Genomic DNA, 21,652 nt, shown 5'->3' with positions numbered 1-21,652 from the left:
AGGTTGTTGGTCGAGTGAGGCGAAGCAAGGCGAGCCCCGAGCCGCAGGAACCGCGGCGGGGCAACTTCACACCGCCGCCCAGAGGTGGCCTATCGGCTTCCGACGCGCCCGAAAATTCGGTCGCGAAGCCTCCGGCCAGTGGCGGTAAGTACTCCCCGCGCAACTGGCGCGTGGCGACCCGCCTGAACGCCATTCTGCTGATCCCCGTAATCCTCGCCCTGATCTTCGGCGGGCTGCGGGTGGACAGTTCGTTCGCCACCTGGCAGGAAGCGCAGGACGCGGAGAACACCGCGAAGCTGGTCCGTGCGTCCCTCACCTACAGCAACGCCCTGCTCGACGAGCGGGACCGCACCGCGGCGCCGCTGCTGAAGGGCAAGAAGGACGACCCGGCCGTGCAGGGGGCGCGGGACGCCACCGACGCCGCCGCCGAGAAGTTCCACCAGGCCGCCAAGGCCATGCCGGACAAGCCGGGCCTCAAGCGCCGCCTCGCCGCGTTCGAGAAGTCCGAGCCCAAGCTCCAGCAGCTGCGCCAGGCGGCCTACACCTCCAAGCTGCGCGGTGTGCAGACCGAAGAGGGCTATGTCGAGGTCCAGCACCCGCTGATGGAGTTCGCCAACGAACTCGGCCTGGGCACCGGCAACATCACCTCCTACGGCCGTACCGTCTACGCCGTCGCGCTGGCCAAGGCCGCCGTGTCGCTCCAGCGGTCCATCGGCACCCACCTCCTGGTCGACCCGGCGTCCCCGCAGGGCGGCAAGGAGCACAAGCTTCAGCTGACCGCCTTCGCGTCGTACCGCTACCTGGAGGGCATCGCCATCGGCGAGTACACCTCCGGCGGTACGCCCGAGGACGTCGAGCGCCTCAAGAAGGACGGCGCGTCGCTCAAGCAGGCCGCGCAGCAGAAGATCGCGCGGGCCAAGGAGCAGGCGCAGGCCGCCGGCCGGCCGTTCCGCGCCCCGCCGTCGATCGACCAGATGGGCGCCCTGATCGCCACCGGCGCGGCGCCGGAGACGCTGGGCGTGCGGGGCCTCACCTCCGACACCTACTTCGCGGCCGCGACCGGCAAGTTCGACATGTACCGGTCCATCGAGAAGGACCTGTCGGACAAGGCCGTGAACGAGGCGGCGCAGATCTCCAACGACGCCCGCCAGTCGACCTTCATCGACTCCGGCATCGTGCTCGCCGCGCTGATCATCGCGTTCGTCGTGGCCGGTCTGATGGCCCGCCGGATGAGCCGCAACATGCGCCAGCTGCGCACCGCCGCCTTCGGCATCGCCGAGCAGCGGCTGCCGATGCTGGTCGACCAGCTCTCACGGACGGACCCGGGCCGGGTCGACACCCGCGTCCAGCCCATCCCGATCGCCACCACGGACGAGATCGGCGAGGTCGCCCGGGCCTTCGACCAGGTGCACCGCGAGGCCGTCCGGCTCGCCGCCGAGCAGGCGCTGCTGCGGGGCAACGTCAACGCGATCTTCACCAACCTCTCCAGCCGCAACCAGGGTCTGATCGAGCGCCAGTTGGAGCTGATCACCGACCTGGAGAACAACGAGGCGGACCCGGACCAGCTGGAGAACCTCTTCCGGCTCGACCACCTCGCCACCCGTATGCGGCGCAACGGCGAGAACCTCCTCATCCTCGCGGGCGAGGAGCCCGGCCGCCGCTGGAACCAGCCGGTGCCGCTGGTCGACGTCCTGCGGGCGGCGATCAGTGAGGTCGAGTCCTACGAGCGAATAGACCTCACCGGCGTCCCCGAGAGCGAGATCCACGGCACCGCCGTGACCGACCTCGTGCACCTGCTGTCCGAGCTGCTGGAGAACGCCACCACGTTCTCCTCCCCGCAGACGAAGGTGCGGGTGGCCGCGACCCGGCTGCCCGACGGCCGGGTGATGATCGAGATCCACGACAAGGGCATCGGGCTCACCCCCGAGGACTTCGCGGACATCAACCACAAGCTGGCGAACCCGCCGAGCGTGGATGCCGCGATCTCCCAGCGCATGGGCCTGTTCGTGGTCGGCCGACTGGCCGACCGGCACGGGATCCGGGTGCAGCTGCGCCCCTCCGGCGAGCAGGCGGGCACCACGTCGCTGGTCATGCTGCCCGAGGCGATCACCCACGGTGGTGGTGGCGACGAGCAGTTCGACGACGACTTCACGGTCTCCCGGATCGTGCCGGAGAACCAGCAGCACACGGCGTACGAGAACCAGCAGCGCACCGCCGCCGAGCTGGGCTTCGACGACAGCCGCTACGGCCGGCCGGACTCCGGTGACCTGGACATGGTGGGCCGCTCGCTGATCCGCGAGGAGCGCCGGGCCGCACTGGAGGCCCAGACGTCCGGTGAGCAGGCTCCCGGGTACCAGCAGGACGAGCGTCCGCTCTTCCGTGACGAGGTGTCGTCCGGCGGCGCGTACCAGGACTTCCCGTCGTCCCAGGCATATGCGGAAGCCGATCAACCGCTCTACGACGACCGGTCGCACGGTGGCCACGCGTTCGGCGAGCCGGGCTTCGCGGAGACCACCGGCCAGCAGCCATACGTCTCCCACGAGGCGGCACAGCCGGACGAATGGGCCGAACGCCCCGCATTCGAGGGCTACTTCGGGACCGAAGCGGAATCTGACCGGAATGCAACTGCCGCTCCCGCTGACGCCGCTGAGCGCGTACCATTCGAGCGTCCGGGCCCCACACCGAGCGATGCCCCCTCGCTGACGGACGCCGGCCTTCCGCGCCGCGGAGGCCGCGACCAGCAAGCACCGCAGGTGCAAGAGCAACGGAGCACGCCGGAGACCGGCCAGGACGGCTCCGACTGGCGCAGCTCCAACGACGAGCGCTGGGAGCGGGCGGAGCGGCTGCGTGAGCCGAAGGCGGGCGGAGTCACCTCTTCCGGCCTCCCCCGGCGGGTACCCAAGGCCAACCTGGTCGAAGGTGCCGCGGAGCAGACCCCGCAGGGCGGCCCCCAGGTCTCCCGCGCCCCGGAGGACGTCCGCGGCAGGCTGAGTAACCTGCGCCGCGGCGTCCAGCAGGGGCGCAACGTCGGCACGGACCCCTCCGGGGTCCCCCAGAATGACCAACAGGGCTTCGGCCCCGGCAGCACCTACGATCAGGAGCGTTAGTGTGAGCCCGATGAGCCAGGCGGCGCAGAATCTGAACTGGTTGATCACCAACTTCGTGGACAACACCCCTGGGGTGTCCCACACGGTCGTGGTCTCCGCGGACGGTCTCCTCCTCGCCATGTCCGAGGGCTTCCCTCGTGACAGAGCCGATCAGTTGGCGGCGGTGGCCTCCGGCCTGACGTCGCTGACCTCCGGCGCGTCCCGCATCTTCGAGGGCGGTAGCGTCAACCAGACCGTGGTGGAGATGGAGCGTGGCTTCCTCTTCATCATGTCCGTCTCCGACGGATCGTCGCTGGCCGTGCTGGCGCACCCCGAGTGCGACATCGGCCTGGTCGGCTATGAGATGGCCCTGCTGGTCGACCGCGCGGGCACGGTACTGACGCCGGATCTGCGCGCCGAACTTCAGGGAAGTCTTCTCAACTAAAAGACAGGCAGTGCGTTTCCCGCCACCGCGCCTTATGGTTCGGTGGCGCGACCGGCGTCAGACAGGCAAGTTGGAGGAGGAGACGTGGCAACGCCCCCGAGCGGATACCCGTACGGTTCCGGACAGGAGTCCGGACCTGTGGGCGAGACCCATAACAACCGCTTCAACTTCCCGTCTGCGCCGAGCCGCCGGCCGCAGCGGCCCCAGCAGCAGCCCCGGCCGTACGACTCCCAGCCGTACGAGCCGTCGGTGTACGACCAGCCCCAGGCACCGCGCATCCAGCCGGTGCAGCCGCAACGGCGCGCGCCAGAGCCCGCCCCCACCGGCGCGAACAACCCGCTGGTGCGCCCGTACGCCATGACCGGAGGCCGGACCCGGCCGCGCTACCAGCTCGCCATCGAGGCACTGGTCAGCACGACCGCCGACCCCTCCAAGCTGCAAGGCCAGCTGCCGGAGCACCAGCGCATCTGCCACCTCTGCCGTGAGATCAAGTCAGTAGCCGAGATCTCCGCGCTTCTCTCCATCCCCCTCGGCGTCGCCCGGATCCTCGTCGCCGACCTGGCAGAGGCCGGACTCGTCGCCATCCATCAGCCCGGCGGGGACGAGACCGCCGGCGGACAGCCAGATGTGACACTGCTCGAAAGGGTGCTCAGTGGACTTCGCAAGCTCTAGCGGTGCAGCCCGCTCCACCACCTCCGCGAAAATCGTGGTGGCGGGCGGCTTCGGCGTGGGCAAGACCACGTTCGTCGGGGCCGTCTCAGAGATCAACCCGCTGCGCACCGAAGCCGTGATGACCTCCGCCTCGGCGGGCATCGACGACCTCACGCACGCGCCGGACAAGACGACCACGACCGTGGCCATGGACTTCGGCCGGATCACCCTGGACCAGGACCTGATCCTGTACCTCTTCGGTACGCCGGGCCAGGACCGCTTCTGGTTCATGTGGGACGACCTGGTCCGCGGCGCGATCGGCGCCGTCGTGCTGGTCGACACCCGCCGTCTCGCCGACTGCTTCCCCGCGGTCGACTACTTCGAGAACAGCGGACTGCCCTTCGTCATCGCCCTCAACGGCTTCGACGGACACCAGCCGTACACGCCCGACGAGGTGCGTGAGGCGCTTCAGATCGGTCCCGACGCGCCGATCATCACCACCGACGCGCGGCACCGCAGCGAGGCCAAGAGCGCGCTCATCACGCTCGTGGAGCACGCGCTGATGGCGCGCCTGCGCTAGGACGCGTCCGGGCTCCCCGTGCCCGTACGCACGCAACGACGAAAGGCCCCCACACCGTTCAGGTGCGGGGGCCTTCGTCGTCCCAGGAGCCCGTACGCGGCGCCCTACGGGCTCCTGGGACGGCTTCCCGGCGTCAGCGGCGCTCGGGGCACTGCTTCCATGCGAAGTGGTACAGGGTGTTGATGCTGCCGTCGGTGGAGTCCATGGCCATGTAGCTGGTGGACTTGGGGTCCGCCGACTTGGCGTCCACCCTCATCTCGGTGTTGATGTTGAAGTAGCGCTCCTCGCCGCAGGGGGCGTACACCAGCGCGTCGATGTCGGCCTCATCCGACGTCTGCCAGTTGGAGTCGTAGGGCCCGGTGAAGCTGTGGCTCTTACGGGTCGTCTGCTGCTGGCCCTGGAAGTAGTAGCCGGCCGTCTCCAGCCCCTTGGCCCCCGGCGCCAGGGAGGCGTAGCCCCGGTAGTCGGCCCGGGCGATGGCGTACGTGAAGCCCTGCGGGACATGCACGTTCAGCGCGATCTGGCAGTTCTTGCGGGAGTCGGTGGGCTTGCTGCCGCTGCCCGCCTGGGCGAGGTACTCGCTGTACGTGACGGTGAAGGCCGTGTTGTCGGGCGCGATGGCCACTGCGGCGCTACCGGGTCTGCACCCCGAACCGTTGACCGTGGCGACGGTAATGGTGATCTTGCCGGTCGGCGGGTCGTCGCCGAACCGGGCGGTGGCGGTGGGGGATGCCGATCCGGCGAGGAGCAACGATGCCACTGCGGCACCAGCACTGAGCGTGCTGAGCATGGGCTTTCCTTCCGGTCGTCCTAGGCCCGCGGTGCGGGAACACCAGGAGAAGAAATGACGAGCGCATGCCAGCATGGGGAGCACCGCTTGAACAGCTCTGCTCCCCAGGGTTGAGGCGAACCTACGCCTTGATCCGGACACGCCATGCCAAACCGGAACACCGTTGTGGTTGGGGCCGGTTGCGCCCACCGCGGGTGGGTGGCGGGTCGGAGGGGACGCCCGGTACCCCTTGGCAGGCATCTGGCCCCCGCAGCTTGGGCGCGGGCCATCGCGAGGGCTGTGACGGACGGTGCCACCGTCCGGCAGCCGGCAACGCTGGACGGTCGGAGGGGATGTACCGGGGCCCGCCCGCAGGACCGGAGCAAACACCGGGGCAATCAAACGCACGCACCCGCGTCGCCCGCGCCGAGGACGGGCCCCGGTGCGTCCCCTCCGACCCCCGCGGCAACCACACAAGCCGCCCGGCGCCAGCCACAACGGCGCCGCACCAAACGACGTACGGCACCCCCTCAGGGGCGCGGGGAACTGCGCGCCCAGCCACACCCCACCCGCAGACAAACAAGGGACCCCGCAAACGCGGGGCCCCAAGTCGGCGGATCAGCGAAGCGTCACCGCTGCCAGCTGGTCGCTCCGTGGAAGCCGTTCTGGCGCTCCAGCCGCCGCCAGCGAGCAGCCGTGGCGCGCGGACGCGCGGGCGCGGCGGCCGGCTGGTGCGCGGCGCGGGCCAGCAGGACGGCGGTCAGGGCGGCCAGCTCTTCCTCGCTGGCCTGGCCCTTCTCCACGCGGATGGAGTCGGTGCGGTGGGCAGTGTTCACGGTGTGGTCTCCGTCGTCGCGGTGGGCGTGGTGCCGGTGGCGGGTGCGGTGGGTGGCTACTGGGGCGGGTTGCCGTGCTTACGGGCCGGCAGGTCCGCGTGCTTGGTGCGCAGCATCTCCAGGGCGCGGATGAGCACGTGGCGGGTCTCGGCGGGGTCGATGACGTCGTCGACCAGGCCGCGCTCGGCCGCGTAATAGGGGTGCATCAGCTCGGACTTGTACTCCTTGACCATGCGCACCCGCATGGCCTCGGAGTCGTCCGCCTCGGCGATCTGCTTGCGGAAGATGACGTTGGCGGCGCCCTCGGCGCCCATCACCGCGATCTCGTTGGTGGGCCAGGCGTAGGTCAGGTCGGCGCCGATGGACTGCGAGTCCATGACGATGTAGGCGCCGCCGTAGGCCTTGCGCAGCACGAGGGAGATCCGCGGGACGGTGGCGTTGCAGTAGGCGTAGAGCAGCTTGGCGCCGTGCCGGATGATGCCGCCGTGCTCCTGGTCGACGCCGGGCAGGAAGCCGGGGACGTCGAGCAGGGTGACGATCGGGATGTTGAAGGCGTCGCACATCTGGACGAAGCGGGCGGACTTCTCGGATGCCTCGATGTCCAGTACGCCGGCCAGCGACTGCGGCTGGTTGGCGATGATGCCCACCACGCGGCCGTCGAGCCGGGACAGCGCGCAGATGATGTTGGTCGCCCAGCGCTCGTGGACCTCCAGGTACTCGCCGTCGTCGACGATCTCCTCGATGACCTTGCGCATGTCGTACGGGCGGTTGCCGTCGGCCGGGACCAGGTCCAGCAGCGCGTCACCGGAGCGGTCGGCGGGGTCCTCGCAGGGCACCGTCGGCGGGTTCTCGCGGTTGTTCGCCGGCAGCAGCGAGAGGAGGTAGCGGACCTCCTCCAGGCAGGTGGCCTCGTCGTCGTACGCGAAGTGCGCGACGCCGGAGGTCTCGGCGTGCACATCGGCGCCGCCCAGGCCGTTCTGGGTGATCTCCTCGCCGGTCACCGCGCGCACCACGTCGGGGCCGGTGATGAACATCTGCGAGGTCTCGCGGACCATGAAGACGAAGTCGGTCAGGGCCGGGGAGTAGGCGGCGCCGCCGGCGCAGGGGCCGAGCATGACGGAGATCTGCGGGATGACCCCGCTCGCCTTGGTGTTGCGCTGGAAGATGCCGCCGTAGCCGGCGAGCGCGGAGACACCCTCCTGGATGCGGGCGCCGGCGCCGTCGTTCAGCGAGACCAGCGGCGCACCGGCCTGGATGGCCATGTCCATGATCTTGTGGATCTTGGTGGCGTGGGCCTCGCCCAGCGCGCCGCCGAAGATCCGGAAGTCGTGCGCGTAGGTGAAGACGGTCCGGCCGTGGACGGTGCCCCAGCCGGTGATCACGCCGTCGGTGTAGGGCTTCTTCGCCTCCAGGCCGAAGCCCGTCGCCCGGTGCCGCCGCAGCGGCTCGACCTCGTTGAACGAGCCCTCGTCCAGCAGCAGCTCGATCCGCTCGCGGGCCGTCAGCTTGCCCTTGGCACGCTGCGCTTCGGTGGCACGCTCGCTGGGGCCTCGCCGAACCTGCTCACGGATGGCGTGCAATTCGGCGACGCGCCCGCGGGCGTCGTTGGCGCCGGCGGGCACATCTTCGACAGTGGTCATGTATCGACGGTACGTGGGCGAGGCGCCGCGCACCGATGTCGGTTTCGTACAACGTCGCATGCGATTTGGTGGGCAGGCAGTACAGAACCGTGCTGTACGCACCCCGCGTCCCGGCGTCCGTTCGGGTGGCGGGCTCATCCGGCGTCTGTATGGGCCCGACAAACAGACGCGGAGTGATGTTGTGGTGACCGGCTGGTCCGGCGGGCCGGATTCCGGTCAGCCCAGCCGCACGGTGCAGGTGTGGGTGGCACAGCTCGTGCCGGGGTGCACGCGCAGCCGCAGGGCCCGCCCGGTGGTGAGCACCTCGATCGCCGGATCGTGGGCGAGCACCGAGCGCACCGGCCGTGACCAGGTGATCTCCAGGGTGTCGCCGGTGCGCTCCGGGGCGGCGACGCACAGCCGCGCGGTGCCGCCGCGGCCCGCCTGCCACCCGCGTCGCCGCTCCCGTACCAGCACGCTCGCCGGCCCGTCGGCGGTGAGCGGCCCCGCGCGGCCCGCCCGCCAGAAATTGGCGGCGGTTACGCCGAGCGGGTCGACGGCGATCGCCTGCCGCCCCGCGTCATTGGCGAGCACGGTCAGCCAGCGCCGGTCGGCGGCGCGGGCGGCGAGCGTGCCGGGGGTGGCGCCCGGCATCAGGAGGTAGGCGTAGCAGGCGTCGGTGGGGTCGGTGCCGTGGTCGTGCCAGAGGGTGAGGTAGCGGCGGGTGAACGGTTCGGTGGAGGAGGTCGTGTTGATGTCGTGCCAGGAGCCGGTGCGGGCCTCGCGCAGCGCCGTGAGGGGGGCGCCGCCGGGGAAGACATAGCCGCCGTGGCCGGCGAGGTGTGCCCAGTGGGCGCGGCGGAAGGCGGTGGTCCGGCCGAGGGTGCCGGGCTGCGGGACGCCGTCGACGGTGAGCGTCGCGGTGCCGGACTCCCCCAGGCAGCGGTTGTCGACGATGGTCTCGGCGGGCACCCCGTCGCGGGCGGTGATGCCGGCGCCCAGGCAGACGACGCAGTCCGCGAGCGCGAACCAGGATTTCCCGGCGGTGAGGGTCGAGGCCAGTCCGCGCAGGTCCTGGCCGATCGCGGCGTAGGTGCCGTCGGTGGTCCCGCCGACCCAGCGCGCGGCGGGCTTGGGCTCGCCCCAGCCGCCGCCCTCGTTGTCGGCCAGCCGCTTGGTGGACACGGTCGTGCCGGGCAGCCGGTAGGGGTCGACGGTGGGCCAGAAGGCGTCCGTGTACTGGTCACCGCCGAAATCGGCGCCCCACCAGGAGAGCATGCCGGCGCCGGTGTGCCAGCCGCGCGGGTTCTCGCCGTTGCCGTTCTCGTAGTAGGCGATCCGGTCGGAGGCCATGGCCAGCCCGGCGGCCCAGCCGGGGCGGCGGTGCACGGCACGGTCCATGGCGGGGAACAGCCGGTGGCCGACGGGTTCGGGGGCGGGGGCCGCGGGGCTCCGGGCGATCTCGCCGAGCCGGGCGAGGTCGGCGACGGGGTACTGCCGGTCGGTGAGGACCGGCAGCGTACGGTCGCGGGCGATCCAGCCCTTGATCATGGCGTGCCAGCGGTCCCGTTCGGCGCCGCCGGCGCTCCGGGCGAGCAGCGCGACGGCGGCGATCAGCGCATGGCCGTGGTAGTGGTCGCTGCGCAGGATGTGCCGTTCATCGCTGCGGAGATGGCCGCGGCTGATGGCGCGGCCGTTGACCATGTCCATCATCAGGCCGTTGTGGAGCAGCGGGGCGTAGGCCCGCTCGACACTGTCGAAGATGATCTGCCGGGCCGGGTCGGTGAGCTGCCAGGACGAGCCGCCGAGCAGCGCGAACAGCCGGCCGAGGCCGTCCAGCAGAACAGCGCCGTAGGTGCCGGAGTAGGCGACCCAGGTGTGCTGGACGAAGGAGCCGTCGGCGTAGAGGCCGTCGCCCTTGGTGACGTACGGGAAGACCGGGGAGAGGGCGTCGCGGGCCAGTGCGATCTTGTCGGGGGCGCGGCCGAGGACGCCGCGCAGCGTGACCACCCGGCACAGGTCGACGCGGTTGGCGCCGGTGCTGGTCCCGGTGTAGTCACCGAGCATGGTGTCGGGCACGAAGTGGTCGACGGCGGTCAGACAGCGGGTGCGCAGGTCGTCGGGGAGACCGCCGCCGTCGGGCAGCCGCTCGTCGAGGATCGCGAGGGTGTCGAGGAGGAGTCTGGGGCTGCCGATCTGCCACTCCCACCAGTTTCCGTAGCGGGTGGTGGCGGTGTTGTAGACGGTGGCTTCGAGGTGGCCGAGGCCGGTGACGAGGGCTTCGGCGAGGGCGGGGTCGCCGGTGCGGCCGGTGCCGGGCTGGGCGTAGGCCTGGGCCATGGTGTGCAGCCGGCTGTAGCTCTGGGTGATGCCGGACGGCGGGTCGTAGCGGCAGTCGGGCCAGAGCGAGCCGGCGGCCGGGCGCATGCGCGCCTGGAAGGTGCTCGCGAGGGCGCCGGCCTCCTGGAGGGCGGCGGCGTAGGGCGGGGCGGCGGGATCGAAGCCGGTGCCCAGGGCGAGCTCGCACCAGCGGCGGCGGAGGGCGGTGAACTCGTCAGCGGGGGCGGCCGGTCCGGGGGCGGCGCGCGCGGGGCCGGCCGCGAGGCCGAGCGCACCCGCGGTGGAGATGGCGAGAAATCCTCTGCGTGACCAGACGGGCAGGGCGGGAACTGGCGACACGGTCGGTCCTCTCCAGGCGTCAACTGAGGGGTGGCGCTGCGCACTTGGGAGTTCCCGATGGTCTAGCACGGGCCGTCGGCGAGCGGCAATGACCGCGCCGGAACGCCGCCCGCCACCCGCCCGGCGGAGCCCGTTCGAACCAAGAGGTTGAATGTTGAACCAGATGAGGTTACGGTGCATCTCGTTGAAGCTTAAACAAACCTTCGCGCACACCGAGTGCACCGTCTTTGAGGAGGAGCCATGGCTCTGTTCAACCGCAAGCGCACCGCAGACACCGCCGACACCGCCCCCGCCGCCACCGCTGCCGTCCTCGACGCGGACCCCGGACTCGCGGCGCTGACCGGCGACTACACCATCGACCCGGCCCACAGCACCATCGGCTTCACCGTCCGGCACGCCATGGTCACCAACGTCCGCGGCGCCTTCGGTGTGTACGAGGGCACGCTGCACCTCGACGGGTCCGAGCCGGCCCGCTCCACCGCCTCCCTCGACGTCACGATCGCCAGCATCGACACCGGGATCGCGGACCGCGACGGCCATCTGCGCAGCGCCGACTTCTTCGACGCCGAGGCCTTCCCGCTGATGACCTTCCGCAGCACCGCCGCCGAGCGGGTGGGCGGTGACCGCTACCGCATCACCGGCGATCTGACCCTCCGCGACGTCACCAAGCCGCTCACCATCGACCTGGAATTCCACGGCTCGGCCACCGATGTCTACGGCGCCGAGCGGGTCGGCTTCGAGGGCAGCGCCGAGATCCTGCGCTCCGACTGGGGCCTGACCTGGAACGCCGCGCTGGAGACCGGCGGCGTCATGGTCAGCGACAAGGTCAAGCTCACCTTCGACATCTCGGCCGTCAAGGCGGCCCCGGAGGCCTGAGCCCACCGCTCCGCCCTACGACCGCGGCCCCGCGCCGGCCTCTCCCCCGAGGGCCGTGCGGGGCCGCGGTCGCGGCGTCGCCGCGGCGGTCACTCCTGCGGCTCGACCCCGGCCCGCAGCAGCCCGTACGCATAGGCGTCGTCCAGCGCCTGCCAGGACGCGGCGATCACGTTCTCCGCGACACCGACCGTGGACCACTCGCCCCGGCCGTCGCTGGTGGAGACCAGGACCCGGGTGATCGAGCCGGTGCCCAGGGCGCCCTCCAGGATGCGGACCTTGTAGTCCACCAACTCCATGTGAGCCAGCTGCGGATAGATCCGCTCCAGCCCCACCCGCAGCGCCCGGTCGAGCGCGTTGACCGGGCCGTTGCCCTCGGCGGTGGCGACGATCCGCTCCCCCTTGGCCCACAGCTTCACGGTCGCCTCGTTGGCGTGCGTACCGTCCGGGCGGTCCTCGACGATCGCCCGCCAGGACTCCACCGTGAAGTAACTGCGCGGCCGGCCGCCCTCCGCCCGCTGGAGCTCCGCGCGCAGCAGCAGCTCGAAGGAGGCATCGGCGGCCTCGTACGTGTAGCCCGCCAGCTCACGCTCCTTGACCCGCTCGACGACCCGGCCGACCAGCTCACGGTCGCCGCTCAGATCGATGCCCAGCTCCTTGCCCTTGAGCTCGATGGACGCCCGGCCGGCCATGTCGGAGACCAGCATCCGCATGCTGTTGCCGACCAGCGCCGGATCGATGTGCTGGTAGAGGTCCGGGTCGACCTTGATGGCGGAGGCGTGCAGTCCGGCCTTGTGGGCGAAGGCGGAGACACCGACATAGGGCTGGTGGGTGGAGGGGGTGAGGTTGACGACCTCGGCGATGGCGTGCGAGATCCGGGTGGTCTCGGCGAGCTTGCCCTCGGGCAGCACCTGGCGCCCGTACTTGAGCTCCAGGGCGGCGACGACCGGGAAGAGGTTGGAGTTGCCGACCCGCTCGCCGTAGCCGTTGGCGGTGCACTGGACGTGGGTGGCACCCGCGTCCACCGCGGCCAGGGTGTTGGCGACGGCGCAGCCGGTGTCGTCCTGGGCGTGGATGCCCAGCCGCGCCCCGGTGTCCGCGAGGACGGTCCGTACGACGGCGGTGATCTGCGCCGGGAGCATCCCGCCGTTGGTGTCACAGAGCACCACGACATCGGCACCGGCCTCGCTCGCGGTGCGGACGACCTGCTTGGCGTAGACCGCGTCCAGGGCATAGCCGTCGAAGAAGTGCTCACAGTCGAGGAAGACCCGGCGGCCCTGGTCGCGCAGGTACCGGACGGTGTCCCGCACCATCGCGAGGTTCTCCTCGGGGGTGGTGCGCAGTGCCAGCTCCACATGCCCGACATGGGACTTGGCGACCAGCGTGATGACCGGGGCCCCGGACTCCAGCAGCGCGGCGACCTGCGGATCGTCCTCGACGCGGACCCCGGCCTTGCGGGTGGCGCCGAACGCGACCAGCTGGGCGTGCCGGAAGTCGATCTCCTCGCGGGCCCGCTGGAAGAACTCGGTGTCCCGCGGATTGGCCCCGGGCCAGCCCCCCTCGATGAAGCCGACCCCGAACTCTTCGAGGTGCCGGGCGATGGTCAGCTTGTCGGCGACCGTGAGATTGATGCCCTCGCGCTGCGCGCCGTCGCGGAGCGTGGTGTCGAAGACGTGGAAGTCGTCGGACACCGCATCGGCGGGCTTGGACGGGCGGGCGTCGTGTGCGTCCGTCATGGTGGTCTGGCTCCTGTCGGGATCTCGGTCTACCGGAATAACCGGTTCCACCGCCCCTCCATGTTCCCTCGCGCTCCGCCTCCGGTGAGATGTGGGCCGGAAACGAAAAAACCTCTCGCGGGTGCGAGAGGTCTGCGCGCGGGTCTGGGACGACGGTGGCCGCGCCGTACTCGGTTCGTACGGGGCGGTCACTGCGGACCGGCGCGCCTGCTGCCAATAATCATGGCGAACGAGAGCACGGTCCGCAGTGTGCCACAACCCCGGGTGACACAACGGGACGTCTCACGATGCGGGCGGGCCGTCCAGCGGTGCGGCGGGGCCGGGCGCGGCGGCGGCCGGGGCGGACACACCCTGGCCGACAGGCCCTCCCCCGCACCGGGGAAGGGCCCGCCGTCAGTGCCGCGCGCTCAGTCGCCGACGGGCTGCCGCCCCGCCACGGCTGCGGCGCCCGCACGCTCCGCACCGGCGCCGTCCTTGCCGACCCGGTGCAGATCGATGGACCGGGTCTCGCGCATGGTGATGTAGACGATCAGCGAGACCGCGGCGCAGCCGGCGACGTACCAGTAGTAGCCGGACTCGATGCCGCCCTCCTTGAACCACAGGGCGACATACTCCGCGGTACCGCCGAACAGGGCGTTGGCGATGGCGTACGGCAGGGCCACCCCCAGCGCACGGATGCCGGTCGGGAACAGCTCGGCCTTCACACAGGCGTTGATCGAGGTGTAGCCGGTGACGACGAGCAGGGCGAGCAGCGAGAGCCCGAGGGCGGGCCAGAAGCTGCCGGCGTGCTTGAGCAGCGTCATGATCGGCACGGTCAGGAACGTCGAACCGACCGCGAAGGTGATCAGCAGCGGACGGCGGCCGATCCGGTCGGACAGCTTTCCGGCGAGCGGCTGGATGCACATGAAGATGAACAGGGCGCAGAAGCTGACCAGGGAGGCGGTCGGCTTGGACAGACCGGCGCTGCCCGAGAGGTACTTGGTGAGATAGGTCGTGTACGTGTAGTACGCGACCGTGCCGCCCATGGTGAGCGCGATGACCAGGAACGCCTCGCGCTTGTGGGCCAGCAGCGCCTTGATGGTGCCGCGCGCCGGGTCGGCGTGGGCGCTGTCGTCCTCGGCGTACACCTCGGTCTCCAGCATGTTGCGGCGCAGGTAGAAGACGATGGCGGCGCCCAGCGCACCGATGATGAACGGGATCCGCCAGGCCCAGCTGTGCAGGGCGTCCTCGGACAGGGTGCGCTGAAGCACGATCTGGAGACCGAGGCCGAGCAGCTGTCCGGCGGTCATGGACACGTACTGGAAGCTGGAGGCGAAGCCGCGGCGGCCGGGCGCGGAGGCCTCGGTGAGGTAGGTCGCGCTGGCCGCGTACTCCCCGCCGACCGAAAGCCCCTGGAGCATGCGCGCGATGAGCAGCACGGCCACTCCGCCGTAGCCCGCGACCGCGTAGGTGGGCGCGACGGCGATCAGGATCGCCGAGGCGGACATCAGCGTGACGGTCAGTGTGAGCGCGGCCTTACGGCCCCGGCGGTCGCCGACCCGGCCGAGCACCCAGCCGCCCACCGGGCGCATGAAGAACCCCACGGCGAAGATTCCCATGGTGTTCATGAGATTCGCGGTGTCATTCCCCTTGGGGAAGAACGAATCCGCGAAGTAGACCGCGAAACTGGCGTACACGAACCAGTCGAACCACTCGACCATGTTGCCGGCCGAGCCGACCCAGATCTTCTTCCATTGCTCTCGTCCCATAGCCGGTTACGGTCGCGGAACCGGGGGCCCGCGGCAAGGGCGCGGGCGGCAACGATCGCAGGTACTTACGTGCGTTGTGGTCACGGGGCGGACGCCGGCACCTGGCACGGCCGCGACCGCACGCCCCCCTACGGCATAGGGTCGCCATCGAAGCTGCGAGGCGCCACCGCCCGGTCGCCGCGTGCGGACCGGGCCGGGCGAGAGAAGAGAAAGAAGCGAGATGTCCGAACCGCAACCGCAAGCAGGGCAACGGCCGATTCCCACCAGCGCCGACGAGGCGCTGGAGATCGGGCGGGGGCATTTCCCCCGCGTCTGGCCGGACGGGGACGAACCGACGCTGCACGTCCACGAATTCGACATCGGCTATCTGGTGTACCCGGTCTTCCCGCCCAGGACGGACCCCACTGCCTACCCCCGTGATCCGGGCGGCTCGCACATCGTGATCTCCAAGGCGGACGGTGCGGTCAGCGCACTGCCCAACTACCCGCCGGAGCAGGCCGTCGAGATGTACCGCCGGCACTTCCTTCCGGGGGCGTAGGCGCCGGCCGGACGCGCGCCGGGACCGCGTCGTGCGGCGGGGTCCCGGCACGGCGCGCGGCGTGCGGACCGCGGGCTCCGCAGCGCCCGGCCCGCCGCGGTCAGCCCTGGGGGACGGACAGCGATTCGTCCAGGAACTCCCGTACGTGGACCCGCACTTCTTCCCGCTCGGTGCCCGGGAGGCCGACGACGAGCTGGGAGCCGAAGCCGTCGAGGAGGGCACGGGTGCGGGTGGCGAAGCGTTCGGGGTCGACGGGGCGGAACTCGCCCTTCGAGATGCCCTCGACGAGCAGGGCCACCAGGTCGCGGTGCCAGGCCAGTTCCAGTTCCAGCTGGCGTTCACGAGTCTCGTCGTCGGCGTTCTGGGAGCGGTTCCACACCTCCAGCCACAGCGTCCAGCGCGGGTCGCGGTGGCCTTCGGGGAGGTAGAGGTCGACCAGCGCGTCCAGCCGTTCGCGGGCCGGGACGCGGCGGGAGAGGGCGGCCCGGCGCTCGGCGCCGAGCTGCTCCTCGCTCCACTGGAGGGTCTGGAGCAGCAGCTCGTCCTTCGTACCGAAGTAGTAGAGGATGTGGCCGCTGCTCATGCCGACCTCTCGGCCCAGTCCGGCCATGGTCAGCCGGTCCAGGCCCTCGGCGGCGATGGTCGCCATCGCCGCGGCCAGGACCTGCTCGCGGGGCTGGTTGAGCCGGCGCCTGGGGCGGCGCGCGGGACCGGGCACAGGGACCTCCGGGTCGGCTGGGGCAGGTCTGCGGATCAGACCTTCGGCTGCTGCTGGGTGATGCAGTGGATACCGCCACCCGCTGCGAAGATCGTACGGGCGTCCACGAGGGTCACCGTCCGGTCGGGGAAGAGCCGGCGGAAGATCGCGGCCGCCTCCTCGTCGCGCGGGTCGTCGAAGCCGCACAGCACCACGCCGTCGTTGCAGAGGTAGTGGTTGATGTAGGAGTAGTCGACCAGCTCACCGTCCTCCTCGATGACGGTCGGCGCGGGCACCTCGATGACCTCCAGCTGCCGGCCCCGGGCGTCGGTGGCAGCGCGCAGCAGCTTGCCGATCTCCTGGCAGATCGCGTGGTCGGGGTGGTCGGGGTCGGGCTGGGTGTGCACGAGGACGGTGCCGGGGCGGGCGAAGGCGGCGACGATGTCGACATGGCCGCGGGTGCCGAACTGCCCGTAGTCGGCGGCCAGTCCGCGCGGCAGCCAGATCGCCTTGGTGGTGCCGAGGTGGGCGTGGATCTCGGCCTCGACCTCCTCCTGCGTCCGGCCGGGATTGCGGCCCGGATCGAGCTGGACGGTCTCGGTGAGCAGCACGGTGCCCTCGCCGTCGATGTGGATGCCGCCGCCCTCGTTGACCAGAGGGGTGGCGTAGCGGCGGGCGCCGGCCAGCCCACAGACCTGCTCGGCGATCTTCTCGTCGAGGTCCCAGCGGGCCCATTCCTGGGCCCCCCAGCCGTTGAACACCCAGTCGGCGGCGGCCAGTCGGCCCGCGCCGTCGGTGAGGAAGGTGGGGCCGATGTCGCGCATCCAGGCGTCGTTCAGCGGGCGCTCGACGATCTCGATGTCCGCACCGAGCAGCGCACGGGCGCCTTCCGACTGGCCGGTTCCGGCGACGACGGTGACCGGCTCGAAGCGGCGGACCGCACGGGCGACGGCCGCCCAGGCACGGCGGGCCCCGGCCAGTGTCTCGCCGCCCTCCTCGCCGAAGGTGAAGCCGGGGCCGGGCCAGGCCATCCAGGTGCGCTCGTGCCGGGCCCACTCCGGGGGCATACGGAAGCCGTCGGCGACAGGGGTGTTCATGTGGGGTCCTCAGGGTCTGTATCGGTGTTACAGGCAAGGGGTTCGCGCTGGTCGGCCATCGAGGCGCACTCACGAGGAGTGGCCACAGGGCGTGATCGCAAGGGGGTGGTGCCACGGTGTGCCACAAGGAGTCGCCACGCGGCACCCTCACAGGAAATAGAGCCGGGACAGTGAGACGGACTCGGCCGGTTCCGAGCGCATCGGAGCGCCGTCCAGGGTGACCAGTCCGCTGCTCCCGTCGACCTGCACCTGCCCGACCCGGGAGTTGTGGACGAGGCTGCCGGGGCCGATACCGCGGGTACCGCGGACGGCGACCCGGCGCCGGCGGGTGGGCATCCCGTCCCCGCCCTGTTCGGCCGCGGCCCGCGCGACGAACGCGACGGAGATTTCGGCGGGCGTCGCGCCGTACGCCCCGAACTGCGGCCCCAGCACCAGGGGTTCGCAGGTGTCGGTGGCGGCGTTCGGGTCGCCGGTGACGCCGTAGGCGGGGAATCCGGACTTCAGCACCAGTTGCGGCTTGGCGCCGAAGTACTGCGGCTTCCACAACACCACATCGGCCATCTTGCCGACCTCGATCGACCCGATCTCGTGCGAGAGACCGTGGGCGATGGCGGGGTTGATGGTGAGCTTGGCGATGTAGCGCAGGACGCGGGCGTTGTCGTCGTGGGCGCCGTCGCCGTCCATCGGGCCGAGCTCGGCCTTCATCTTGCCCGCCATCGCGAAGGTGCGGCGGACGGTCTCGCCCGCGCGGCCCATGCCCTGCGCGTCGGAGGAGGTGATACCGATCGCCCCGAGGTCGTGCAGCACGTCCTCGGCGCCCATCGTCCCGGCCCGGATGCGGTCGCGGGCCATGGCGGCGTCGCCCGGCAGATCGGTCTTCAGGTCGTGGACCGAGACGATCATGCCGTAGTGCTCGGCGACCGCGTCCCGCCCGAAGGGGAGGGTGGGGTTGGTGGAGGAGCCGATGACGTTGGGCACCCCGGCCATCTTGAGGACGTTGGGGACATGACCGCCGCCGCAGCCCTCGATGTGGAAGGCGTGGATGGTCCGGCCGTCCAGGACGCGCAGGGTGTCCTCGACGGTGAGGCACTCGTTGAGGCCGTCGCTGTGCAGCGCCACCTGGACGTCGTGCTCCTCGGCGACCCGCAGCGCGGTGTCCAGGGCGCGGGCGTGGGCGCCCATGTCCTCGTGCACCTTGAAGCCGCAGGCGCCGCCCTCGGCGAGCGCCTCGACCAGCGGGGCATCGCCCGAGGACGAACCACGGCCGAGGAAGCCGATGTTGACCGGCCAGGCGTCGAAGGCGCTGAAGGCGTGCCCCAGCGCCCAGGGCGAGTTGACGCCGACGCCCCAGACCGGCCCGAATTCCTGGCCGATGATCGTGGTCACGCCGGAGGCCAGCGAGGCTTCCATGACGCGCGGTGAGAGCAGATGGACATGGGTGTCGACGGCGCCCGCGGTGGCGATCATGCCCTCGCCGGAGACGATCGAGGTGCCGGTGCCGACGACGACGTCGACGCCGTCGAGGGTGTCGGGGTTGCCGGCCCGCCCTATCGCGTGGATCCGGCCCTCGCGGATACCGATGGACACCTTGCGGATGCCCTGGACCGCGTCGATGACCAGGACGTTGCTGATCACCACATCGCAGGTCTCGCGGACCGCGGCGGCCTTGAGGTGCAGCCCGTCGCGGGCGGTCTTGCCGAAGCCGGCCAGGAACTCGTCGCCGGGCTTCTGGGCGTCCGACTCGACCCGGACGACCAGGCCCGAGTCACCGAGGACGACCCGGTCGCCGGCCCGCGGGCCGTGCACCGACGCGTACTCGTGGGGATCGATGCTGCCCGTCATGCCGGTACCTCCGCTCCCAGGTAGCCGCAGGCGGCGGCCCGCCGCAGCGCTTCCGCCTTGGCGCCCGGTGCGTCCAGCGGGCCGTCGACGAGACCGGCGAAGCCGATCGCGATCCGGTCGCCGCCGACCGGGACCAGACCGACCTCCTCGGCACCGCCGGGGTCGAACCGCACCGACGAGCCGGCCGGGACGCACAGCCGCATGCCGTACGCGGCGGCCCGGTCGAAGTCCAGCCGGGGGTTGGCCTCGAAGAAGTGGAAGTGCGAGGTGACGCTGATGGGCACCGTCGCGGTGTTGCGCACCGTCAGCACCACCTCGGGCGCGGGCTCCGGGTCGGCCGGACCGGGCAGCACCGCGCCGGGCGCGGGGGCCTCGTCGCCCCCGTCGCCCGCCGGGCGGGCGCCGATCGGGTCGCTGACCACCGCGAGCCGGGAGCCGTCGTCGAAGACGGCCTCCACATGCACCTCGGTGACCACGTCGGCCACGCCCGGCAGCACATCGTCCGGGCCGAGCACACCGCGTGCCGCCTCGATGGCTTGAGCGAGGCGGCGCCCGTCCCGCGCCGCCTCGCAGACTGTGTCCGCGATCAACGCGGTCGCCTCGGGCACATTCAGCTTCAGCCCGCGAGCCCGGCGCGTCCGCGCCAGCTCGGCCGCGCCGAACAGCAGCAGCCGGTCGCGTTCCGTCGGGGTCAGCCGCATCCCCACACCTTCCGCTCGATTAGAGCAACACTCTAAACACAAAAATCGCCAAGAGGAAAGCATTGACCGCGGCCACAGGCATGCGTCACATTGAGCGCTGCTCTAACTATTCGGCGCGATGGAGCGCCGCTCTAAATGATCTCGCAGCGCGGGCAGCGCCTCTGGCGCGCACCGTCCACAGCACGGAGCACGGCCCCGAGCGCTGCTCGCACACTGTTGTCCGGCCTCTCAGGGGAGCCCTCATGCCGATCGAACAACGCGGAGTCGACACCATCCCGGACGAGGAACGCACCAGCGGCCCTCGCGATCTGATCTCGATCCTGCTCGGATCGAACCTCGCCCTGGGTGTGGTGATCTTCGGCTGGCTCCCGGTCTCCTTCGGGCTCGGCTTCTGGCCCTCGGTGACCTCCCTGGTGGCCGGCACCCTCGTCGGCACCCTGCTGACCGCCCCGCTCGCCCTGGTCTCGCTGCGCAGCGCCACCAACCTGTCCACCAGCAGCGGTGCCCACTTCGGTGTGCGCGGCCGGCTGATCGGCTCGGTCATCGGCCTGCTGCTGTCGCTGGGCTACACCGCGCTGACCCTGTGGGTGGGCGGCGACGCGGTGGTGGGCGCGCTGCACCGGCTCACCGGGCTGCCGTCCAGCGGCACGACGTACGCCCTGGTCTACGCCCTGCTGGCGGGCGCCACCGCCGTCGGCGCGGTCTACGGCTACCGGGTGCTGCTCCGGCTGAGCAAGGTGCTCGGCATCGGACTGACCGTCCTCCTGGCCGTCGGCATCGTCGCCTACGCGGACACCTTCACCACCGCCGCCCCACCCGGCAGCTCCTACCTGCTCGGCGGCTTCTGGCAGACCTGGCTGCTGGCAGCCGTCTCCGCGGGCCTGAGCGGCCCGATCGCCTTCATCACGCTGCTCGGTGACTACAGCCGCTACATCTCCCCACGCCGGCACAGTGGCCGAAAGGTCTTCGGCGCCACCTGTCTGGGGCTGGTGGTCGGCCTGCTGGTGCCGCAGCTCTTCGGTACGTTCACCGCGCTCGCGGTCGGTGCGGGCGCGGACTACGCGGGCCCGCTGGTGGCCGGCGCACCGTTCTGGTACCTGGTGCTGCTGCTGCTCAACGCCTCGGCCGGCTCCGTCGGCAACTCCGGCCTGATGCTCTACAGCATGGGCCTCGACCTGGACGCGATCCTGCCGCGCGCGACCCGCACCCAGGCCACCTATGTCGTCGCCGCGCTCGCGACCGCGCTGGTCTACGCCGGTCACTTCCTGTGGGCGGCGCAGGACGCGATGACCTCGTTCGTGCTGCTGATGACCGCCGTCGGGACGCCCTGGGCGGTGATCACCGTGATCGGCTTCGTCCGCTGCCGCGGCGCCTACGACCCGGAGTCGCTCCAGGTCTACAACCGGGGCACACGCGGCGGCGTCTACTGGTACCGGGCGGGCTGGCACGTCCGGGCGACGCTGGCCTGGGCGCTGGGCTCCGTGGTCGGCCTGATGGGCGTGGACACCCCGCTCTACCAGGGGCCGCTGCTCCCCCTCACCGGCGGCATCGACCTCAGCTTCCTGCTCGCGGCGGCCGTGGGCGCGATCGCGTACCTGGCCCTCACCGTCCGGGACCCGCGCCCGGTCGCGGCGCTGCGCGCCCTGCCGCCCACTTCCCCGGCCCCGGCGGCGGAAGCCCCCGCGGAGGTCGGCTGAGCCGGCCCGGACCCGACCGAGGCCGCCCCCGACGCACTCTCGGGGGCGGCCTCGATCA

17 protein-coding genes are annotated in these 21,652 nt (G+C 71.2%); 7 read left to right on the top strand and 10 right to left on the bottom strand.

Annotated features, from left to right (window positions below):
* Positions 1 to 14: 14 nt before the first annotated feature.
* The 4 genes from TU31_RS04635 to TU31_RS04620 all read left to right on the top strand — a co-directional run bounded on the left by TU31_RS04635 (position 15) and on the right by TU31_RS04620 (position 4,762).
* Positions 15 to 3,107 carry a sensor histidine kinase gene (locus tag TU31_RS04635; protein ID WP_042149215.1) on the top strand — a complete coding sequence of 1,031 codons (3,093 nt, stop codon included), beginning with the start codon at positions 15 to 17 and terminating at the stop codon, positions 3,105 to 3,107.
* 10 nt (positions 3,108 to 3,117) lie between these two features.
* Positions 3,118 to 3,531: a roadblock/LC7 domain-containing protein gene (locus TU31_RS04630; RefSeq protein ID WP_018087204.1), complete on the top strand. Its 414-nt coding sequence runs from the start codon at positions 3,118 to 3,120 to the stop codon at positions 3,529 to 3,531.
* 84 nt (positions 3,532 to 3,615) lie between these two features.
* Positions 3,616 to 4,203: a DUF742 domain-containing protein gene (locus TU31_RS04625; RefSeq protein WP_107070609.1), complete on the top strand. Its 588-nt coding sequence runs from the start codon at positions 3,616 to 3,618 to the stop codon at positions 4,201 to 4,203.
* Positions 4,184 to 4,762, top strand: coding sequence for a GTP-binding protein (locus TU31_RS04620; protein WP_073447656.1), 579 nt, complete (start codon positions 4,184 to 4,186; stop codon positions 4,760 to 4,762). The genes TU31_RS04625 and TU31_RS04620 overlap by 20 nt, the downstream gene beginning before the upstream one ends.
* A gap of 133 nt (positions 4,763 to 4,895) precedes the next feature.
* Here the strand turns inward: TU31_RS04620 and TU31_RS04615 are convergent, their stop codons facing one another.
* From TU31_RS04615 to TU31_RS04600, 4 genes are all read right to left on the bottom strand, one after another.
* The gene (locus TU31_RS04615; protein ID WP_042149208.1) at positions 4,896 to 5,552 is read right to left on the bottom strand and encodes a DUF4360 domain-containing protein; all 657 of its coding nucleotides are present in this window, start codon (positions 5,550 to 5,552) and stop codon (positions 4,896 to 4,898) included.
* A gap of 608 nt (positions 5,553 to 6,160) precedes the next feature.
* Complete coding sequence (locus TU31_RS04610; protein ID WP_042149204.1) at positions 6,161 to 6,367, bottom strand: acyl-CoA carboxylase epsilon subunit; 207 nt, start codon at positions 6,365 to 6,367, stop codon at positions 6,161 to 6,163.
* A 56-nt stretch (positions 6,368 to 6,423) separates the two neighbouring features.
* Entirely contained in the window at positions 6,424 to 8,007 is a 1,584-nt protein-coding gene (locus tag TU31_RS04605; RefSeq protein WP_042149202.1) for an acyl-CoA carboxylase subunit beta, read from the bottom strand.
* A gap of 216 nt (positions 8,008 to 8,223) precedes the next feature.
* Positions 8,224 to 10,665, bottom strand: coding sequence for a polysaccharide lyase 8 family protein (locus TU31_RS04600; RefSeq protein ID WP_078885536.1), 2,442 nt, complete (start codon positions 10,663 to 10,665; stop codon positions 8,224 to 8,226).
* A 240-nt stretch (positions 10,666 to 10,905) separates the two neighbouring features.
* On the opposite strand from TU31_RS04600, the gene TU31_RS04595 reads away from it, so the two are divergent.
* Entirely contained in the window at positions 10,906 to 11,541 is a 636-nt protein-coding gene (locus TU31_RS04595; protein WP_042149199.1) for a YceI family protein, read from the top strand.
* An 89-nt stretch (positions 11,542 to 11,630) separates the two neighbouring features.
* Here the strand turns inward: TU31_RS04595 and cimA are convergent, their stop codons facing one another.
* Both cimA and TU31_RS04585 read right to left on the bottom strand, forming a co-directional pair.
* A complete protein-coding gene (cimA, locus tag TU31_RS04590; protein ID WP_042149195.1) occupies positions 11,631 to 13,274 on the bottom strand; it encodes a citramalate synthase in 1,644 nt (547 codons plus the stop codon).
* Between the two features lie 407 nt (positions 13,275 to 13,681).
* The gene (locus TU31_RS04585) at positions 13,682 to 15,022 is read right to left on the bottom strand and encodes an MFS transporter (protein ID WP_042149192.1); all 1,341 of its coding nucleotides are present in this window, start codon (positions 15,020 to 15,022) and stop codon (positions 13,682 to 13,684) included.
* Positions 15,023 to 15,242: 220 nt separating this feature from the next.
* Here TU31_RS04585 and TU31_RS04580 point away from each other — a divergent pair, with 220 nt between their 5' ends.
* The gene (locus TU31_RS04580; protein WP_042149187.1) at positions 15,243 to 15,560 is read left to right on the top strand and encodes an SUKH-4 family immunity protein; all 318 of its coding nucleotides are present in this window, start codon (positions 15,243 to 15,245) and stop codon (positions 15,558 to 15,560) included.
* A gap of 100 nt (positions 15,561 to 15,660) precedes the next feature.
* On the opposite strand, the gene TU31_RS04575 is transcribed toward TU31_RS04580, so the two are convergent.
* The 4 genes from TU31_RS04575 to ureA all read right to left on the bottom strand — a co-directional run bounded on the left by TU31_RS04575 (position 15,661) and on the right by ureA (position 19,897).
* Entirely contained in the window at positions 15,661 to 16,278 is a 618-nt protein-coding gene (locus TU31_RS04575; RefSeq protein ID WP_042149184.1) for a TetR/AcrR family transcriptional regulator, read from the bottom strand.
* A gap of 35 nt (positions 16,279 to 16,313) precedes the next feature.
* Entirely contained in the window at positions 16,314 to 17,354 is a 1,041-nt protein-coding gene (locus TU31_RS04570; RefSeq protein ID WP_042149181.1) for an agmatine deiminase family protein, read from the bottom strand.
* A gap of 147 nt (positions 17,355 to 17,501) precedes the next feature.
* Positions 17,502 to 19,196, bottom strand: coding sequence for an urease subunit alpha (locus TU31_RS04565; RefSeq protein ID WP_042149178.1), 1,695 nt, complete (start codon positions 19,194 to 19,196; stop codon positions 17,502 to 17,504).
* Positions 19,193 to 19,897, bottom strand: a complete 705-nt coding sequence (gene ureA, locus TU31_RS04560) for an urease subunit gamma (protein ID WP_042149176.1) — start codon at positions 19,895 to 19,897, stop codon at positions 19,193 to 19,195. Before ureA ends, TU31_RS04565 begins: the two co-directional genes overlap by 4 nt.
* A gap of 242 nt (positions 19,898 to 20,139) precedes the next feature.
* Here ureA and TU31_RS04555 point away from each other — a divergent pair, with 242 nt between their 5' ends.
* Positions 20,140 to 21,594: a cytosine permease gene (locus tag TU31_RS04555; RefSeq protein ID WP_042149172.1), complete on the top strand. Its 1,455-nt coding sequence runs from the start codon at positions 20,140 to 20,142 to the stop codon at positions 21,592 to 21,594.
* Positions 21,595 to 21,652: the final 58 nt, after the last annotated feature.

Source organism: Streptomyces lydicamycinicus (genome assembly GCF_000829715.2).
Taxonomy (GTDB): Bacteria; Actinomycetota; Actinomycetes; order Streptomycetales; family Streptomycetaceae; genus Streptomyces; species Streptomyces lydicamycinicus.
The sequence above is the reverse complement of the archived record's forward strand: the minus strand, read 5'-3'. Positions and strand labels throughout refer to the sequence as shown.

Bases quoted from the DNA above. Each gene is read 5' to 3' on its own strand.
- TU31_RS04630 (WP_018087204.1), top strand. From the start codon at position 3,118: ATGAGCCAGGCGGCGCAGAATCTGAACTGGTTGATCACCAACTTCGTG.
- TU31_RS04615 (WP_042149208.1), bottom strand. From the start codon at position 5,552: ATGCTCAGCACGCTCAGTGCTGGTGCCGCAGTGGCATCGTTGCTCCTC.
- TU31_RS04605 (WP_042149202.1), bottom strand. From the start codon at position 8,007: ATGACCACTGTCGAAGATGTGCCCGCCGGCGCCAACGACGCCCGCGGG.
- TU31_RS04595 (WP_042149199.1), top strand. From the start codon at position 10,906: ATGGCTCTGTTCAACCGCAAGCGCACCGCAGACACCGCCGACACCGCC.
- cimA (WP_042149195.1), bottom strand. From the start codon at position 13,274: ATGACGGACGCACACGACGCCCGCCCGTCCAAGCCCGCCGATGCGGTG.
- TU31_RS04585 (WP_042149192.1), bottom strand. From the start codon at position 15,022: ATGGGACGAGAGCAATGGAAGAAGATCTGGGTCGGCTCGGCCGGCAAC.
- TU31_RS04580 (WP_042149187.1), top strand. From the start codon at position 15,243: ATGTCCGAACCGCAACCGCAAGCAGGGCAACGGCCGATTCCCACCAGC.
- TU31_RS04570 (WP_042149181.1), bottom strand. From the start codon at position 17,354: ATGAACACCCCTGTCGCCGACGGCTTCCGTATGCCCCCGGAGTGGGCC.
- TU31_RS04565 (WP_042149178.1), bottom strand. From the start codon at position 19,196: ATGACGGGCAGCATCGATCCCCACGAGTACGCGTCGGTGCACGGCCCG.
- ureA (WP_042149176.1), bottom strand. From the start codon at position 19,897: ATGCGGCTGACCCCGACGGAACGCGACCGGCTGCTGCTGTTCGGCGCG.
- TU31_RS04555 (WP_042149172.1), top strand. From the start codon at position 20,140: ATGCCGATCGAACAACGCGGAGTCGACACCATCCCGGACGAGGAACGC.